Origin of the sequence: Nostoc sp., assembly GCF_036918245.1 — a bacterium.
Taxonomy (GTDB): Bacteria; Cyanobacteriota; Cyanobacteriia; order Cyanobacteriales; family Nostocaceae; genus Nostoc.
The window spans coordinates 186,614-204,781 of the sequence record NZ_JBALEF010000094.1; the positions used below are offsets into that span (position 1 = coordinate 186,614).

General features: G+C 42.3%; 17 protein-coding genes. 6 read left to right on the forward strand and 11 right to left on the reverse strand.

Features of this window, described 5'->3' with window-relative positions:
• Nucleotides 1–35: 35 nt before the first annotated feature.
• From larB to trmD, 4 genes are all read right to left on the reverse strand, one after another.
• Nucleotides 36–824, reverse strand: coding sequence for a nickel pincer cofactor biosynthesis protein LarB (larB, locus tag V7L12_RS27320; RefSeq protein WP_335089133.1), 789 nt, complete (start codon nt 822–824; stop codon nt 36–38).
• Nucleotides 825–875: 51 nt separating this feature from the next.
• The gene (locus V7L12_RS27325; protein ID WP_335089135.1) at nt 876–2,660 is read right to left on the reverse strand and encodes an ABC transporter substrate-binding protein; all 1,785 of its coding nucleotides are present in this window, start codon (nt 2,658–2,660) and stop codon (nt 876–878) included.
• A 63-nt stretch (nt 2,661–2,723) separates the two neighbouring features.
• Nucleotides 2,724–3,209: a 2-C-methyl-D-erythritol 2,4-cyclodiphosphate synthase gene (ispF, locus tag V7L12_RS27330; protein ID WP_335089136.1), complete on the reverse strand. Its 486-nt coding sequence runs from the start codon at nt 3,207–3,209 to the stop codon at nt 2,724–2,726.
• A gap of 24 nt (nt 3,210–3,233) precedes the next feature.
• Nucleotides 3,234–3,944, reverse strand: a complete 711-nt coding sequence (trmD, locus tag V7L12_RS27335) for a tRNA (guanosine(37)-N1)-methyltransferase TrmD (RefSeq protein WP_334822276.1) — start codon at nt 3,942–3,944, stop codon at nt 3,234–3,236.
• A 548-nt stretch (nt 3,945–4,492) separates the two neighbouring features.
• Here trmD and V7L12_RS27340 point away from each other — a divergent pair.
• Nucleotides 4,493–5,356 carry a cyanophycinase gene (locus tag V7L12_RS27340; protein ID WP_094348499.1) on the forward strand — a complete coding sequence of 288 codons (864 nt, stop codon included), beginning with the start codon at nt 4,493–4,495 and terminating at the stop codon, nt 5,354–5,356.
• Between the two features lie 174 nt (nt 5,357–5,530).
• Nucleotides 5,531–8,236 carry a cyanophycin synthetase gene (gene cphA, locus V7L12_RS27345; RefSeq protein WP_335089245.1) on the forward strand — a complete coding sequence of 902 codons (2,706 nt, stop codon included), beginning with the start codon at nt 5,531–5,533 and terminating at the stop codon, nt 8,234–8,236.
• 48 nt (nt 8,237–8,284) lie between these two features.
• Here the strand turns inward: cphA and tatA are convergent, their stop codons facing one another.
• The 6 genes from tatA to V7L12_RS27375 form a co-directional block, all read right to left on the reverse strand.
• A complete protein-coding gene (gene tatA, locus V7L12_RS27350) occupies nt 8,285–8,458 on the reverse strand; it encodes a twin-arginine translocase TatA/TatE family subunit (RefSeq protein ID WP_094348761.1) in 174 nt (57 codons plus the stop codon).
• Between the two features lie 349 nt (nt 8,459–8,807).
• Complete coding sequence (locus V7L12_RS27355) at nt 8,808–9,035, reverse strand: KTSC domain-containing protein (RefSeq protein ID WP_335089138.1); 228 nt, start codon at nt 9,033–9,035, stop codon at nt 8,808–8,810.
• Nucleotides 9,036–9,112: 77 nt separating this feature from the next.
• Nucleotides 9,113–9,340: a DUF2188 domain-containing protein gene (locus V7L12_RS27360; RefSeq protein WP_335089140.1), complete on the reverse strand. Its 228-nt coding sequence runs from the start codon at nt 9,338–9,340 to the stop codon at nt 9,113–9,115.
• Nucleotides 9,341–9,708: 368 nt separating this feature from the next.
• Nucleotides 9,709–11,184, reverse strand: a complete 1,476-nt coding sequence (locus tag V7L12_RS27365) for a restriction endonuclease (protein WP_335089142.1) — start codon at nt 11,182–11,184, stop codon at nt 9,709–9,711.
• A gap of 43 nt (nt 11,185–11,227) precedes the next feature.
• Complete coding sequence (locus V7L12_RS27370; protein WP_335089144.1) at nt 11,228–12,310, reverse strand: DNA-methyltransferase; 1,083 nt, start codon at nt 12,308–12,310, stop codon at nt 11,228–11,230.
• Between the two features lie 203 nt (nt 12,311–12,513).
• Entirely contained in the window at nt 12,514–13,953 is a 1,440-nt protein-coding gene (locus V7L12_RS27375; protein WP_335089145.1) for a serine/threonine protein kinase, read from the reverse strand.
• A gap of 93 nt (nt 13,954–14,046) precedes the next feature.
• Between V7L12_RS27375 and cbiT the strand changes: the two genes are divergently transcribed.
• Nucleotides 14,047–14,649, forward strand: a complete 603-nt coding sequence (gene cbiT, locus V7L12_RS27380) for a precorrin-6Y C5,15-methyltransferase subunit CbiT (protein WP_104905801.1) — start codon at nt 14,047–14,049, stop codon at nt 14,647–14,649.
• Between the two features lie 15 nt (nt 14,650–14,664).
• On the forward strand, nt 14,665–15,552 hold the full coding sequence (locus V7L12_RS27385) for a phosphatidate cytidylyltransferase (RefSeq protein WP_334816224.1): 888 nt from the start codon (nt 14,665–14,667) through the stop codon (nt 15,550–15,552).
• Between the two features lie 163 nt (nt 15,553–15,715).
• Here the strand turns inward: V7L12_RS27385 and V7L12_RS27390 are convergent, their stop codons facing one another.
• A complete protein-coding gene (locus tag V7L12_RS27390; protein WP_335089147.1) occupies nt 15,716–16,429 on the reverse strand; it encodes an LmeA family phospholipid-binding protein in 714 nt (237 codons plus the stop codon).
• Nucleotides 16,430–16,564: 135 nt separating this feature from the next.
• Here V7L12_RS27390 and V7L12_RS27395 point away from each other — a divergent pair, with 135 nt between their 5' ends.
• Complete coding sequence (locus tag V7L12_RS27395; RefSeq protein WP_335089149.1) at nt 16,565–17,377, forward strand: pseudouridine synthase; 813 nt, start codon at nt 16,565–16,567, stop codon at nt 17,375–17,377.
• Nucleotides 17,352–18,164 (forward strand): helix-turn-helix domain-containing protein, encoded by an 813-nt coding sequence (locus V7L12_RS27400; protein WP_335089151.1) that lies wholly within the window; start codon nt 17,352–17,354, stop codon nt 18,162–18,164. The genes V7L12_RS27395 and V7L12_RS27400 overlap by 26 nt, the downstream gene beginning before the upstream one ends.
• The last annotated feature ends 4 nt before the right edge of the window (nt 18,165–18,168 follow it).

The window sequence follows — 18,168 nt, forward strand, 5'->3', positions numbered from 1 at the left end:
TACTGAAATATTGGATATAACTTCAATGTCTTAACTCAAGATGCAGCCGATGCCAACCGCAATTTCTCGGCAGTCCGCAAAATTTGCCCCGCCAAAACTGCTGCACCAAAACCATTATCGATATTTACTACACCTACTCCCGCAGCACAAGAGTTAAGCATTGTCAACAGTGGTGCTAAACCACCAAAACTTGCGCCATAACCAATGCTGGTGGGTACAGCAATTACAGGACAACTCGCTAAACCTGCGACAACGCTGGGTAAAGCGCCTTCCATCCCCGCTACAACAATCAATACTGATGCTGATTCAATCAGGTGGCGGTTACTCAGCAAACGATGAATCCCAGCAACGCCAACATCCCAGAGGCGCTGTACCCGGAAACCAGAAAGTTCAGCAGTGACAGCAGCTTCTTCAGCAACGGGTAAATCGGCGGTACCAGCAGAAAGAATGCCAATTTCACCCTGGAATTGTGGTTCGATGGTAAGGGGAGCGATCGCACAAATTCGCGCCGATTCGTAATATCGCAAACCGCTAACTTTTGATTCCAGTGCGGTATAAACTGCTGGTTCAATGCGAGTTGCCATCACCACCGGGTTGCGGAGGCGCATCACCTCCATAATTTGAGCAATTTGATCGGGCGTTTTACCAGGGCCCCAAATCACTTCTGGGAAACCAGTTCTTAGCTGGCGATGGTGGTCAATTTTGGCAAACTCACCCACAGATTCATAAGCTAAGTCTTTGAGTGAGTCTAATGCCGTATCTGGGGTAACTTTACCATTGGCAACCGCTTCGAGGAGCGATCGCAAGGTTTTTTCATCTGTCATTAGTCCTTTATCCTTTATTCTTGCCACTAAGTACTGACTAATAACTGATGACTAATCCGTTATTTTTATTTCGTGAATGTTCCAGAATGCGCCACCAATTGCAGAGTATTGGATACCTTCAAAGCGATTACGCACTGCTGACATTGATAAGGGATTAACTAAATAAATAAACGGTAAATTTTCTTGGCTAATTCGCTGGGTTTCGGCATAAATTTCTTTCCGCTTTGCTGGGTCTAATTCCCTTGCTCCTTGAATATATAACTTAGCAGTTTCTGCTTCCCAAGGAGCCACTTCCCAACCTTCAATCGGTTTTTGTCCTGCTTGGGGTTTCTGATTAAACATATGTAATCCACCTTCGGGAGACCAGACATTAGCCCCACCATTTGGTTCTAGCCCACCAGTCAAACCCAGCATAGAAACTTCCCAGTTTAATGAGTTTGACAGCTTATCTGTGTAAGTATTCCACGCCAGAGGAGTGAAATCAACTTGAATCCCAATTTTACTTAGGTCTTGTTTAATCTGCGACCCAATTGCTTCGCGGATTTTGTTACCAGCATTGGTGAGCAATGAGAAGCGGACACGGTTTCCCTGAGCATCTATTAATTGGTTTTTGTCGTTATATTTGAATCCTGATTTTAGTAGCAGTTCCTTCGCCTTTTGTGTATTGTAATTATAAACTTTTAGTCCTTCTTCAGGCGACAGATAATAAGGGCTTTGCACGGAAATGGGTGAATTTTGTGGTTTACCCAAACCACGAAAAGTGTTGTTAATCATTGTTTGTCGGTCAATCGCATAGGCTACTGCCTGCCGAAATTCTACAGTATTAAACCAACGCGACTTTACTGGATCAACCAGGGGTTTTCCATTCCTTTTACCTTTATTCAAATTGAACAAAATAAACGTTGTACCAGTTGCAGGGCCACCATTGAAAATTTTGAAATTTCCCTGATCTTCTTGCACCTTTAGCAAAGAAAAATAATCTGGTGAGACTCCGACAGTATCTAATCCGCCAGAACGAAATTGCAGCAATGAGGTATCTGTTGATTCCACAATTTGCCACACAATCCGTTCAATATAAGGTTGGGATTCTCCTTTGGTCCCTTTGCGCCAATAGTAGGGATTGCGCCTGAACACTACACGCTGACTTGTGTCGTAGCGCTCTAGCTTGTAAGGGCCATTAACGATAATTTGATCTAGAGGCGTATCAACGCCCCACTTTGACAAAAATATTGGCTTACCCTCTTGGTCTTTTGTTTTGACAAATCGTTCTAGGGTATGGGCGGGCAAAATTGGTAGTTCTAGAGTTTCTAAAAATGGTGCAAATGGTTCTGGATTGGTGAATTCAATCCGTTGAGCATCAATTTTTCGTACCTTTGGTAATGCCCGACTTTCACCAATCCTGAGCACATCTCTAGCATCTGTGGGAATCGCTTCGTTAAAATAAATGTCGTTGAAGGTAAATATTACATCATCTGCTGTTAAGGGTTGCCCATCAGACCATTTCAATCCCTGCCGTAGGGTAAAAACAAACCGCAATTTGTCATCAGAAATTTCCCAATATTCTGCTAAAGAAGGCTCGATTTTGCCAGTTATGGAGTTTTCAGTAGTTAATCCTTCATAAATCAGAGGAAAAACATTTGGAGACTCCTGACTGAGAGGATAATTAAAAGTTTTGGGGTCACTAAGAATAGCACTTACCAATTGCGGCACTTGAGCAGCTGCGCTTTTGAAGTTAGCTGGGTTGCAGGCAGTAAGTATAAGTGCTGTTGCTGAAGTCAAAATTATTGGCAACCAAAAATATTTAATTGCCAGAAATATTTGTCTAAAAAATTTCATAATTTCAAATTTATTTTGATCCTAATCAGTTTTCAATATCTCGATCAGAGGCTAAAACAAAAGTTACTCTGAAGTAACTAGCAAGACAACAGCATAAGCACATATACCTTCTTCGCGCCCAACGGGGCCTAATTTTTCATTGGTGGTAGCTTTGATGCCAATTTGATTTGGTTCTAATTCTAAAACCGCCGCTAGTTTGTCACGCATATTGTGAATATGCGGTTTTAATTTTGGACGTTCTGCTACTACCACTGAGTCAATATTTCCCACCTGCCAACCTTGATGCCGAATAAGTTGATGTACTTGAGTTAATAGTACTAAACTATCTGCTCCTGCCCATTTGGGATCGCTAGGAGGAAAATAATGACCAATATCCCCCAAAGATAATGCCCCAAGCATGGCATCCATAATCGCGTGCGTTAACACATCAGCGTCACTGTGCCCCAACAAACCCAGTTCATGAGGAATTTTAATTCCACCTAAAATCAAAGTGCGATCGCTCACCAGTTGGTGAATATCGTAGCCATTACCAATACGAATTTTAGTCATTTGTCATTTGTCAGGAGTTAGAAGTTAGAAGTTATTATTCTCCCCCTGCTCCCCCTGCTTCAATTTTTCCAGGAGATCGGGGCGGCGATCGCGAGTTTTTTGAATTTGTTGTTCGTAACGCCACCGCGCGATTGCGGCGTGATTCCCACTGAGCAAGACATCAGGCACTTTCAAGCCGCGAAAATTTGCAGGGCGGGTATATTGGGGATAGTCCAATAACCCTTCTTCAAAACTTTCTGCTGTCAGAGATTCAGTTTTGGCTACGGTTCCTGGTATTAGACGCACTACGCCATTAATCAAAGCCATTGCTGGAATTTCCCCACCAGTCAGAATAAAATCGCCCAAAGATACTTCACGAGTTACCAAATGTAGCACCCTCTCATCCACTCCTTCGTAATGCCCACAAATAACTACTAACTGATCATAATTTGTCACCAATTCTTTCAAAAGAGGTTGATTAATTGCTTGACCCTGTGGACTCATCAAAATTACTTCTCTTCGGGGTAGAATCGGCAGCGACTCCACAGCGGTAAAAATAGGTTCTGGCTTCATTAGCATCCCAACACCGCCCCCGTAGGGTTCATCATCTACTTTTCGGTGCTTGTCAGTGGTAAAGTCCCGTGGGTTAACCAGATGCACTTCGGCAATCTGTTTGGCTAAGGCTTTACCCAGCAGCCCAGAATTGAGAACAGAGTTAAAACAGTCAGGAAAAAGCGTAACTATATCAAAGCGCACAGTTATTCGTATTCGAGGACACTAATCTTAAATTTGAATGTCTAGCAAACACCATCAAGCCAAGGTCGGTTCAAGGTCGAGTCAAACTTCAGTTAAACTTTATCAATAGTATCTAAAACTACCAGACCTCTTGGATTTTAGATGGGATCAAAAGTTTTTCTAATTACTTAATTTATGTTTAAATGTTGTCACAACTACATTTAAATTAATAATCATATCAAGTTAACAACTTCCAGGATGCATCGAGCCAGTCTCAGAAAAAAGCGTAGTCTTAACTGCTCGTCCCTAACCCAAGAGTGGGAATCTAGCTACTTAAGGACTATTTTGCCCTGCTGCAAGTGGACAGGTGAAAAACAAGGCGCTGGCTTTGATGAATGGGAACGAACACGTTTAGACTGAGGCAACGCGAACGTTAAGCAAGAATTTGGAGAGTGGCTGACCCAGTTCCAAACTTCAAAAAAGTGTCCTCTCAAAGAAGCAAAGCGCAAAAATCATTAGGCTTCTGAACCTTGTTAAATTCACCTGAAGTTGTTGACAGGAGAAACACAATGCCGCAATTACAAGCTAAATCGCTAGAAATGAGGACACCCCAAGCAACTAAAACCGCCGTTCTGGTTATCGGAGGCGCAGAAGATAAAGTTCATGGGCGCGAAATCCTACGAACTTTTTTTGGACGAGCCGGTGCTAGTAAGGCTTATATTACAATTATTCCATCTGCCTCTCGCGAACCCGCCATCATCGGTGGTCGGTATATTCGCATTTTTGAAGAAATGGGTGCCCAGAAGGTAGAGATTTTAGACATCCGCGAACGAGAACAGTGTGAAGCCTCCCAGATCAAAGCATCCTTAGAAGCCTGTAGTGGGGTATTTTTGACCGGAGGGGACCAACTGCGTCTTTGTGGCGTATTGGCAGATACGCCAGCAATGGAAATTATTCGCCAGCGGGTGAGGGCGGGGCAACTTACGTTAGCAGGCACCAGTGCAGGAGCGGCGGTGATGGGGCATCACATGATTGCTGGCGGCGGTAGTGGAGAGACGCCCAATCGTTCCCTAGTAGATATGGCAACGGGTTTGGGATTTATTCCAGAAGTAATCGTTGATCAACACTTTCATAACCGTAATCGGATGGGGCGACTGATTAGTGCGATCGCAGCTCATCCCGATCGCTTAGGTATTGGCATTGACGAAGATACTTGTGCAGTGTTTGAACGTGATGGTTGGCTACAAGTTATGGGTAAAGGTAGTGTCACCATTGTCGATCCCACCGAGCTGACCCATACCAACGAACCCCATGTCGGTGCTAATGAACCGTTAACCGTGCATAATTTACGTCTCCATATCCTCAGCTACGGCGATCGCTTCCACTTGTACCAGCGGACTGTATTACCTGCTGTACACCGAATCTCCAGCTGACGGGATAGAGTATCTGAGGTTACACTGAGTTGACCGCACATTTATTATTTCTTACCGTAGAAAAATGATAAGAATACCATGTAAAAAGAAAAAACTGTTTTTAACGAACAGTTTAGCGGTCAATTCCAGTAAGAAACTAGAATTTTGGTTCCGAATCTCCATCTACCTATTCCCATGAGAATTCTCAAGATCCAGACATTACGCGGCCCAAACTATTGGAGCATTCGACGCCATAAACTGATCGTCATGCGCCTCGATTTAGAAAACCTTGGCGAGACGCCCTCGAATGAAATCCCTGGCTTTTATGAAGGATTAGTTGAGGCGCTGCCAAGTCTGGAGGGTCACTATTGTTCGCCTGGCTGTCGCGGTGGTTTTCTGATGCGAGTCAAAGAAGGCACTATGATCGGCCACATAGTAGAACACGTAGCCTTAGAACTCCAAGAATTAGCTGGGATGCATGTCGGCTTTGGTCGCACCCGCGAAACTGCCACGCCCGGAATTTACCAAGTAGTAATCGAGTATCTGAATGAGGAAGCGGGACGCTACGCTGGACGAGCCGCAGTACGGCTATGCCAGAGTATCGTTGATCGAGGCCGTTATCCCAAGGCAGAACTAGAGCAAGATATCCAAGACCTGAAAGACTTCACTCGTGATGCTTCCTTAGGCCCTTCCACGGAAGCGATCGTCAAAGAAGCAGAAAAAAGAGGCATTCCCTGGATGTCGCTGGAAGCCCGCTTTTTGATTCAGCTAGGCTACGGCGTGAACCAGAAGCGGATGCAGGCCACAATGACGGACAACACCAGCATTCTGGGTGTAGAACTAGCTTGCGATAAAGAAGCGACTAAACGTATCCTCGCTGCTGCTGGTGCACCAGTACCCAGAGGTACAGTAATCAACTTCTTAGACGATTTGGAACAAGCCATTGAGTTCGTTGGCGGCTATCCCATCGTCATCAAGCCCTTAGATGGCAATCATGGACGTGGGATCACCATTGATATCAGAACTTGGGAAGAAGCTGAAGCTGGATACGAAGCTGCCAGACAAGTTTCCCGGTCAATTATTGTCGAAAGATATTACGTTGGGCGTGACCACAGGGTACTGGTCGTAAATGGGAAAGTAGTAGCAGTAGCCGAACGTGTCCCGGCTCATGTCATTGGCAACGGCAGATCCACCATTGCCGAACTGATTGAGGAAACAAACCTTGACCCAAATCGCGGTGAAGGACATGATAACGTCCTGACCAAGATAGAACTAGACCGCACCAGCTACCAGCTCCTAGAAAGGCAAGGTTACACCCTAAATAGCGTGCCACCCAAAGGTACTATTTGTTATCTTAGGGCAACAGCCAACTTGAGTACAGGTGGTAGTGCCGTAGACCGTACCGATGAAATTCACCCAGAAAATCTGTGGTTGGCACAACGAGTAGTTAAGATTATCGGTTTGGATATCGCCGGACTCGATATCGTCACCACAGATATTAGCCGTCCTCTGCGGGAAGTGGATGGCGTGATTGTCGAAGTTAACGCTGCTCCCGGTTTTCGGATGCACGTTGCCCCAAGCGTGGGTATTCCCCGCAACGTCGCTGGTGCAGTGATGGATATGCTGTTTCCTAACGAGCAATCTAGCCAAATTCCCATCCTCAGCATCACGGGTACTAATGGCAAAACCACCACTACTCGACTACTAGCACATATTTATAAACAGACTGGAAAAGTAGTAGGTTATACTACTACTGATGGAACATATATCGGTGATTACTTAGTAGAATCTGGCGATAATACAGGTCCCCAAAGTGCCCACGTCATCCTCCAAGATCCCACAGTAGAAGTAGCAGTACTGGAAACGGCTCGCGGTGGTATTCTCCGCTCTGGATTGGGCTTTGAAGCCGCAAATGTAGGGGTAGTATTGAATGTAGCCTCCGACCACTTAGGAATAGGCGATATAGATACCATTGAGCAGTTAGCTAACCTCAAAAGTGTAGTAGCGGAAGCTGTATTCCCTGATGGCTATGTGGTACTTAACGCCGACGATCGCCGCGTCGCCGCTATGTCAGAAAAAACTAAGGCTAATATTGCTTACTTCACCATGAACCCCGATTCGGAATTAGTGCGGAAGCACATCCAAAAGGGTGGAGTAGCGGCAGTATATGAAAATGGCTATTTGTCAATTGTTAAAGGTGATTGGACACACCGCATAGAAAGAGCCGAAAATATACCTTTAACAATGGGCGGACGTGCGCCGTTTATGATTGCCAACGCTTTAGCAGCAAGTTTGGCAGCGTTTGTGCAAAACGTCACAATTGAGCAGATTCGTGCTGGTTTGAAGACCTTCCGGGCTTCAGTTAGCCAAACACCGGGACGAATGAATCTATTTAATTTAGGCAACTACCACGCTTTGGTAGACTATGCCCACAACGCAGCCAGTTACGAAGCTGTGGGTTCCTTTGTGCGGAACTGGACTACAGGACAACGAATTGGCGTAATTGGCGGGCCAGGCGATCGCCGCGATGAAGATTTTGTTACTTTGGGTAAATTAGCAGCACAAATTTTTGATTACATCATCATCAAAGAAGACGATGATACACGGGGACGCTTACGTGGTTCAGCTGCCCAGTTGATTATTCAAGGTATCACGGAAGTTAAGCCTGATAGCCGCTATGAATCAATTCTGGATGAAACCCAAGCGATCGATAAAGGCTTAGACATGGCTCCTGATAACAGCCTAGTGGTAATTTTGCCAGAAAGTGTTAGTAGGGCTATTAAGTTAATTAAGCTGCGTGGTTTAGCCAAGGAAGAGACACACCAACAAAATCCCGGCACAACTGTCATCGATTCCCAAAATGGGATCGCACCTTCTTCTGTTGTTAATACCTTGCTATAGCCAGGTATCAGGAGAAAGCAGTGCGCTGGCTCCTCCTGACTCCTTTAATTACTGTTTTTCTTCTTCCTGATTGGTTTCCTCGCTGGGAGTTTTCATCTCCTCCTTAAAACCTCGTAGGGTTTTGCCCAGTGCAGTCCCCAGTTCGGGAATTTTTTTTGGGCCGAAAATTAGAATAGCGACTATGCTAATTACAGCTATTTCTGGCCATCCCAGTCCAAACATATAAATTTCCTCTAAGGCATCTGTAATTAAATATAGACATTGATGGCTCAAATCCGATGAGTTCGCCACTGATAAGCGCTCGACCCTCTTGCAGAAACAGGGTATAAATAAAATCAATAGAAATAAGTCTTTTTGTCCTCAAAAACTTTTGGCAAAGCAACTTGGCATAATCTGCCAAAGTAGCTCAGTCTGTGATTAACCAACTCAAATCCGTGAAAAGTGCGACTAAATCTCCTCAGTCTATTCCGTCTGTAACCTTGTCAGACCGATATATAGAGGTACTGCGATTGAATTCAAATGTACTAGTTTCTAGTAATAGAGCTATCACCTAGAGTTAATAGAGAAACTTTTAATATGTGGTCTTTAAGAGTATTTTTTGATAAAAATATAAATCTTTGATACAAGCGTGAAAATACTTCCCATGTGAAAAAGCAGCCATTAGTCCCCTATTAATAGATTCTGGAACTTTAAAATACTGGTATATGCCTCCACTATGAAACTTAATTTCAAGTATGCAAGTTGTGGCATCGTAACCAACACTTTGCAAATCGCTTGAGCTAACTCGTGTTCGTAGCATTCTTTATTCCTATAGAAAAATAAATGTCAGGTAAAATTACTCACCTGACAGTCTATTTTGAACTAATGCACTAATCTTTAACCTTTAGGTGGGTGCGGGTCATTGCCGTAGCTGTTCCGCTCTCGAATTTGCCCTTCTCGGTTATGTATTAATAATTCAGACTGCTGATTAATAGCAATCTCACGCCCTTTCTCAATGGCTTCTTGCTGGGTGTGAAATATTTTAGTAGCCTTACTAGCACCCTCAGACTTAACTGCCCAACCTTCAGAGTGAGGGACGATATGTTGGTCTTTACCTTTAGACATTAGTGATATTGTTTATACTTAACTACTTTTACACCTTAACACAATCTTTACTAATGTAAATATCTTGTAGTCAAAACAATATTAAATAATTATTAAATACTTTTGGTTGTTCTTTGAAAATCAACTTTTAAAATTATTCTCCCTCAAAAGTCATTTTAATCTCAATTTTAGATTTCAATATTAAAACCTTTTTGTTGAGGAGTTGAAACTGTGTCTACACGATGGACAATTGAATACCTGAAAAGTCCTAATTGCTACATCATTTTTTCATTAAGCTTATATATAAAGAATGCTTGAAATTGAGTCTAGATAGACAGGTAAATCCTAATTTAGACATATAATAATACCTATATTGCCAAACAAATATCTCAACTGTTATCATCTATTTCTTCTTCGATAGCTTCAGCCATCAAATCTTCTTCCTGTTCAATTTCATTTAACTCTTCGTCAGACACGTCGAGTTCTTTCTTCGCAAAGACTCGCCTAGCCTTTCTGTCGAAAATTTCAACAATATTCGTCTTATCCCTTTTAATTGCTTCAATATCATCTTTTTGTAACAAAATCATATAATAGCGGGATACTTCCATCATTCTGTAAGCATATTGATAAGCATCCCTTGTAAACTCACCAGTTGTTACAACCATTACCACGTCTGCCCCCGTAACAAATGTCAGCCCGATTTCTTTGGCTAAGACATCAATATCAACCTTATTTGTATTTTTGCATTGAATCTGCCACCGACTATAAACAAATCTGTCTGAAGCTGCCAGAACATCTACTTCCCCTTTGCCATTTTCTCTACTGCGCCATTTTGTAAAACACAGACTAGTTAGGCGTATCATCCAGACTGCCAGAAGCTCTAACGCTTTGCCTTTAATATGTTTATCTGGATGATTTAATTCATTTACAACATCATCAAAGGTACGGTTGAGTTCAATTTCCGAAAGCCTTGTTTCATTAGCGATTGATTTTAGAAAGGGTGCTAGTAGTTCAGACTGGGCAATGCTTGTTAATCTGACTTTATTCGGTTTAGCTCCTCTACCACCTGTGGTTTTTTCTGTTTCTATCAAAGCGAGATTTGCAAGAGGTTCAATAACATCCTTGACTAAATTTTTAGTTGTGAGTCTTAATTTATAAATACTTCTGGTATGTTGGGCAACTTTATTAGCTGGTATAAGTTCTCTCACATCAAGATTCAGCAGACTAAGGAGAAAATGTTTTTGTCCGGGAGTCAGGGTATAAAGCTCGTCAATAAAATCTTTATTGATGCCTAAAATTTCTGAAACAATATCCCAGTTTATTTCGTATTCCCGTTCAAAAACACCTGCTTGGAACAACCAACTTCTCATGGTACTTGTGTAGATGGCGTTGGGTGATATGGCATATCCCCTTTCTTGTAATTCATAAGCTATCGACTCCAACTGTGGTTCTTCTCCTCTGGAATTAATTGCGTCGATAGCTTTTAATAAAGCCATGCCTGACAGATTATTTAATATGTGAGCCGCAAACCGTCGATTTACAAAAGAAGTATTGTTGGACTTCGATAAAATTTCCTCAACAAGAGGAGTGATTTTATATTGGCGTGGCTGTTCCAAGTCTCCAATAAGCTGATAGGCTCTGAGTGATAAGAAACAATTCATTGCCAATTTGCTGATATTTTCTGAAGCCAGCCTAGATGATGCCCGTTTAGAATGTTGGGAAAAATAACGTTGGGCAATATTGGCTTCCAGTGTGTCTCGACTTGGTTGACACTCTTTACATAATTCCAGAATTTCAACTAAAGAGAATTTTGCTGGCTCAAACTGATGTCCATAAGTAAACCTTTTTAATTTATGAGACTCCATTCTTCAATTTCCTTAAAACATCTGATTAGTTGGAGCGCCTTCTTTAAAACAGTCCTAACTGTACTGACTGGTTATTATCAGCATTTTCTATTGCTATTGGTGGTAAATCTGCTGGAGGTTCAACAACCAAAGGAGCATTTTCTTCAAATCTCAGTTTTGAGCTTTTGATGTAGTTTTCATCAATCTCAAAAGCCAACCAGCGTCTTTGTAAAGTTTCTGCAACTCGACCTGTCATATTAGAACCAGCAAAAGGTTCTAAAACAATATCACCTGGTTCTGTACAAAGGTTAATGACAAACTCTGGTAAAGCTTGAGGGAATCTTGCTGGATGTGGCTTAAAACCTTCTTGTTTGCAACGCCTTTGGTAATAATCGTTGGAAGCGGTATTTGAGGCAGAAATTACATTTACGGGCTGGACTAAATCTTCAAATAAAGTTTCTTGTATAAGAGTCTGTTGCCCTATTTCTTCTTTGTCTGTACTACAACGTCCATCAATAATATTCGGGGGAATAGCTCCTCCCCTGTCCTTCCCAAATTTATCGGAAATATCATGGCCTGATGGTCTAATTTTGGGTTTATACCCATTCTTTAAAAGGTTTTTCATCGCATCACTATAAGGCTTTAAAACCCTTCTATTATTAGCTTTAGGATGCGGTTCTTTTGACAGCCACCAAATTGTATTTACTGAATCTTTAACTCTTTCCCTGCGAACTGTTACCCATTCGGCAGGGGTGGGTAGTTTTGCTGGGTTATACCAATACAATTCTTGTGCCAGATAAAATCCAAGTCCGCCTTTTTCTTTTGCTTTGCACAAAGCAACAACTAGTTCAAAATGATAAAGAGAACGAACTGGCATTCCCTTAATCCAACTGCCACCTATATCAATAACTAGTGAGCCTGTTGGTTTAAGAATACGGTAAAAGTGTGCTGCATAATCTTTAAACCATTCAACATATTCCTCAGCATCGACGTTTCCGTATTCTTTTTTACGAACCAATGCAAATGGTGGAGAGGTGCAAATTAAATCGATACTTTCGTCAAGAATACCTGCCATTAATTCTAGGCTGTTTCCCAAATAAGCAGCACCAAATTTTGTTTCGTAGTAAGGATTACAATTAAGTCTCATCTAAACTTTGTTAGTACAGTTGTACGGTCTATGAAGACAGTATCATCCATAAAAGCATAAGTTATCCAACTGTTAGCTATTTTTTTTGATCAATTTGCTGGATGAATAGAACAATATGCTAAGTATCTGCACCAATATTCAGTACATAAGTTCTATGTCAAGTATGGTCGAAGCAAAATTGGACACATTGAACAAAGCGATCGCTAGCTCAACTCACTTCCCATTGGATTGGTAATTGGCAAACCTAACCACTCACTTAATTCATGAGCTAACCATTCAAGTTCTACTTCGGATTTAATACCGCCATCGTTTCCACCAATCTGATATTTTTGTAATCCTGAGCAAATATATAATTGTGCTGGAACGGCAACTCTAGTGTCTTTAGAGCCTTTAGTAAAGTGTTTTGGAATGTAAACCAACTTATTAACACTTTGCCTTGGGGATGGACGGGGACGCTCAAACTTCCAACTAAACAACTCCCAGGTTAGGGTAATTTGTTCTGGATTCAGGCGTAAGTAGATGCTTCCAAACAAATTAAAGATAAATTTATACATCATCATAAAGCCAGCACCCCAAAAAGGAAGCGAGAACAAGGCAAAGGGGATGTTGACAGGAAAAGGTGCTGAGAGTGCGCCAATTGTCCAAAATAAGATAAATGAATTCCAGACGATCGCAAATAAACCTGTGAATACTATTGATGGATCAAAACCAGATGGTGGAACGATAATTTCTAGAGAATCCCCATTTTTAGTTAGTTGAATCTTACTCCCATCTGGTTTGCCAACAACCAAAGTAGGCAAGTTTGTCGGTTGTGGTTTCTCTAAAGCTGCGATCGCTTGATCGGCAGAACTCAAACGCCGTTCTAAACTAGGTTCAATCATCCACTTTAACCAATTGCTAAAGCTGGGACTGAGATTAGCCAGTTGTTCAAACTGAATGCGAAAATCCTTTTGGGGTAAATCGGCTGGGTGAGTACCCGTCACTAAATAAATTAAGGTTGCACCTAAACTATAAAGGTCGGATGCTGCAACAGTGCGTCCGCCAAATTGCTCTGGTGGCATATAGCCATAAGTTCCTACCACAGTCCTTGTCCCGATTTCGGCAGCTAGGACTGTCTGCACTGAGCCAAAATCTACCAAATAAACTTGACCGACACTATTGCCAGAACGCTCCCCCAATAAAATATTGCTAGGCTTAATATCACGGTGAATTACAGGCGGATACAGCCTATGTAGATAAACGAGAATCTCTAAAAGTGCTTTGGCTATCTGTTTGACTTCAGCTTCGGTAAAACTTCGTCCAGTCTGTAAACATTGCTCTAAAGTTTGTGCTCTTATATAAGTTTGTACTAGAGCAAATCCTTTGATGGTTGGTAAATTTACCTCAAAATAGTTTAAATAGCCAGGAATTGAGGGATGTGCTAGGTTTTTTAAAGTTTCGGCTTCTCGCTCAAACAACTTAAGTGAATCCCACTCAAAATCACTACTAAAAGAGAGTAATTTGATAACAACTAATTCCTGAGTTTGCAAATCACGAGCTAATAGCGTCCGCCGCCCTGCTTTTTTTCCTAATAGCTGCTGAACTTCGTAGCAAAGACGCCCAGCGTCTTGTCCCCGGACATCGCCTAAAATTTCGCCAATCATTATGGTTTCTTGTAATGCTACGGTTGAAAAGTTTTATAGCTTATAGCTTTTCAATTTGGCAAATCGATATCTTTAGTATAATTGCGTAGTTCTATGCCCTCCCAACTTTGGCCTTATATTACCCCTGGTATTCCCGATGAATTATTCGAGCATTTGCCAGGAATTCCCCTGAGCCAGCGAGAAGTCCGACTGCTATTGATTGCCCAACTGCGGTTAAAATCAGATTCCGTGTTGTGGGATATTGGTGCAGGGACAGGTACAATTCCGGTAGAGGTGGGGCTATTGTGTCCAGACGGACAAATTATCGCTATCGAAAGGGATGAAGAAGTAGCTAATCTGATCAAGCGTAACTGCGATCGCTTTGATGTGAAAAATGTCGAAGTTGTTGAAGGCAGCGCCCCAGAGTGTTTGCATGACCTCAAAATTACCCCTCACCGCGTTTGTATCGAAGGAGGTCGCCCCATTCAGGAAATTCTGCAAGCAGCTTGGCATTATTTGCCGCCATCCGGTCGGGTTGTAGCCACAGCTGCTAATCTAGAAAGTCTGTATGCTATTTCCCAGAGCTTTTCCCTGTTAAGGGCTAGAAATATCGAAGTTGTCCAATCTGCGGTTAATCGCTTAGAAACACGCGGCTTTTCTCAAACCTTTACCGCCGTTGATCCCATTTTTATCCTCAGTGGTGAGAAACTAGACTAAATCCAAAATACTTCTATGCCTTGGTCTCGGATTATTAGTGGAATTGTTGCGATCGCTCTTGCTCTTTTCGCAACCCTTTTGGGGGGTTGGTACTTTACCATCATCTTTGCGGTTATCATCTTTTTGGGTCAACAAGAATATTTTAATTTGGTGCGAGCCAGAGGCATCGCTCCTGCCGCTAAAACTACTATGGCTGTCAGCCTAGTCTTGCTAGTGATTTGCACCCTTGATGGCAGTTTAGCTGACGCTGTGATGCCAATAGCCGGCACACTTATTTGCTTTTACCTGCTGTTTCAACCCAAATTTGCCACGATCGCTGATGTTTCCGCTTCCATTATGGGGCTATTTTACGTAGGTTATTTACCAAGTTACTGGGTGCGGTTACGAGCAATTGATAGCGCTACTTTTAGCAATCTCCCTTTTGGAGGTTATTGGCCCACAACCTGGACAGATTTCTGGGAAAAGGCAAATTCCGCTTCTTTAGCACAAGGTTTTACAGCCACACTACTGACTTTTTTGTGTATTTGGGCAGCTGATATCGGTGCTTACACCATTGGCAAATTCTTTGGGAAAACCCGTCTATCTGACATTAGCCCGAAAAAAACTGTAGAAGGTGCTGTCTTTGGCATTACTTCAAGTGTTGCCGTAGCCATAGCAGGAGCCTATTATCTTCACTTGCCTAAATCCCTCTTCACTGGTTTAGCATTGGGTTTGCTAATTGGTATTGCTAGTCTTTTAGGGGATCTCACAGAATCTATGCTGAAGCGGGATGCTGGAGTCAAAGATTCTGGACAGTTAATCCCCGGTCATGGTGGTATTTTAGACCGTACCGATAGTTATATTTTTACAGCTCCTTTGGTTTACTATTTTGTGACATTACTTTTGCCACTACTTAGTAAATAGGTGAATTGGGCATTGGGCATTGGGCATTGGTTATTAATTATTCTCCCCTGCTCCTGTGCTCCTCTCCTCGGTCACTGAGCGTAGCCGAAGTGCTGCTCCCCTGCTCCCCACTAGACGCCATATCATTTAAAATAGGGTATTAATATTTTTTAATTTGTCATCATCAAGGGTTAACGTTAATCCGCCCACGACACACCAGCTTGCCTGGGATCAGCGTTAATTCTTGAATATCAACATCTGAGCCAAGATCCAGGTTGTACTCATGATTGTTTTTTAATATATTTTTCTGGTCGAGCTTGATTGGGATATGTGCCAGTTGCAATTCACGCCCACTAATTAATTGTAAGCCCAGACAAATCTCTAGAGGCGTTGTTTCACTATTGGTTACTCTCAAACCTCGCAGTATAATTTGGTTGTTCCCAAGGAGAATTTCTTGCCACTTGATTGGTTGTGACTGGGGGTAATCTGTTGGTAAAACCTTAACCAATAGATCGCTCAAAGCAGTCGATAATAAGTCAGATGAGAGAGAAGCATTCAGATCCTTCTCGTCTACGATTAAATCGCCAACCACTGGTACTGTTTCTAACAGTTGCAGAGGTTTTCCCTTGAGTACGGAACCGATATTTACCCGAATATTTTCTGCTATTAATTGAATTTGTGTAATTAGGAGACCTTGATAAACTGCATGAGTAGCAAAAACAGATACCGAAGGAATGCGTCCAGAGAAAAGTTGGCGATCGCTAGCTTTAATCTCCACTTCTAATTCCGATATTTGGCTGACTTGCGCTCTTAACCAGAGCTTGACGGCTGTTGTGAGTACCTGCGTAATTATGCGGATTTTATTTGCACTTTTTGTTTGGGAATTTTGATCTGGCATCTAAATCAATTTGTTTATGAGTATTTATTCAACAACCGAACATAAATTAAATAAGCTTTAAATGTAACATTTATGCCTACTCGCTACAAAATGCAAATATCATTTAATTGATAACAATAAATAAGCAATTTCCACATGGAGGTACGGTTACAAAAAATTCTCGCTCAATGGGGTATCGCCTCACGTCGTGAAGCCGAAGAAATGATTAGGCACTCACGGGTGCGGATTAATGGGGTATTGGCACATTTAGGTCAAAAAGTCGATCCCGAAAAAGATGCGATCGCAATTGATGGTAAGCCTGTATCCCAAAAGCAGCGTCCAGCTTTAATATATCTATTGCTGCACAAACCACCGGGAGTAGTTTCGACTTGCTACGACCCTCATCGAAGACCAACAGTCCTAGATTTACTACCGAAAGAATTACGGGAGGGTTCAGGTATTCATCCAGTTGGTCGTTTAGATGCAGACTCTACAGGAGCATTAATCCTGACTAATGACGGAGAACTGACATTTGGATTAACCCATCCACGTCACAGTATTTCCAAGACATATCATGTTTTGGTCAAAGGACATCCTTCAGAAACAGTACTGCAAATGTGGCGTCAAGGTGTGATGTTGGAGGGTAGAAAAACTAGGGCTGCTAAGGTACATCTAATAGAACGTCGTACCGAGCAAAGTGTTTTAGAAATAGTGTTGCAGGAGGGAAGAAATCGCCAAATTCGCAAGATAGCTCAACAGTTAGGATACCCAGTAATCAAGCTGCATCGGACTGCGATTGGCCCAATTAAATTACAAACTCTAAAAGAACCCTTTTTGTCAGAGGGTAAATATCGTTCCCTTAAAGATTATGAGATTCGCTTTTTGCAAGATCAGATAACGCAACCTATTAAAGATTCAGTGGAATTAAGGAGTGTCAGTAGGCATGAAATGGCTAAGAAAGAAGAATAATCACCAGCCATCACTTTCATTAGAGGAACAACGAGCTGAAAAGTTGGCAGAATTAGGCGCTCAACTTTGGGCATTGCGTCAAGAACAGGGTTTATCTCTAGAGCAAGTGGTTGCATTGACCAGGATTCCCAGACGATTATTGCAGGCGATCGAAGAAGGTAATTTAAACGATCTACCAGAACCAGTCTATATTCAGGGTTTGATCAGGCAATTTGCCGATGCATTAGGCTTGAATGGAGTAGAATTTTCTGGCACTTTTCCGATCAGTTCTGCACAAGTTAGCCCTCTAAGTAGGGGGAATACTTCATCCCTGGCTCAACTACGTCCGATTCATCTTTACTTTCTTTACATATTCCTAATAGTATGCTCTGTAAATGGCTTATCTCAGTTATTAAATAATGCGTTACTACAAGCAAGTAATAGCCCAAACCAGCCATATCCAAAACAAAAGTCAGTTGTTAAACCAGAAATAGCTCAACTAAAAGAGTCAACGCAGGTACAACCTGTCAGCGATACCCTCAGCGGTGTCCAAAAGGGACAGGTTGTCCAGGTTGGTGTGACTTTGAAAGCCTCATCTTGGATTCGTGTAGTAGCCGATGGCAAAACCGAGTTTGAGGGTATTCTGCCACAGGGAACTCACCGAATTTGGAAAGCCCAAGAGCAACTGACAGTGAAAACTGATAATGCTGGTGGTGTGTTGGTGAGCGTCAATCAAGAGAAAGCTAAGAAAATGGGAGAGCCAGGGAAAGAGGAAGAAGTTAGGATTGCTGCCAAGCCTAAGTTTTGAAATA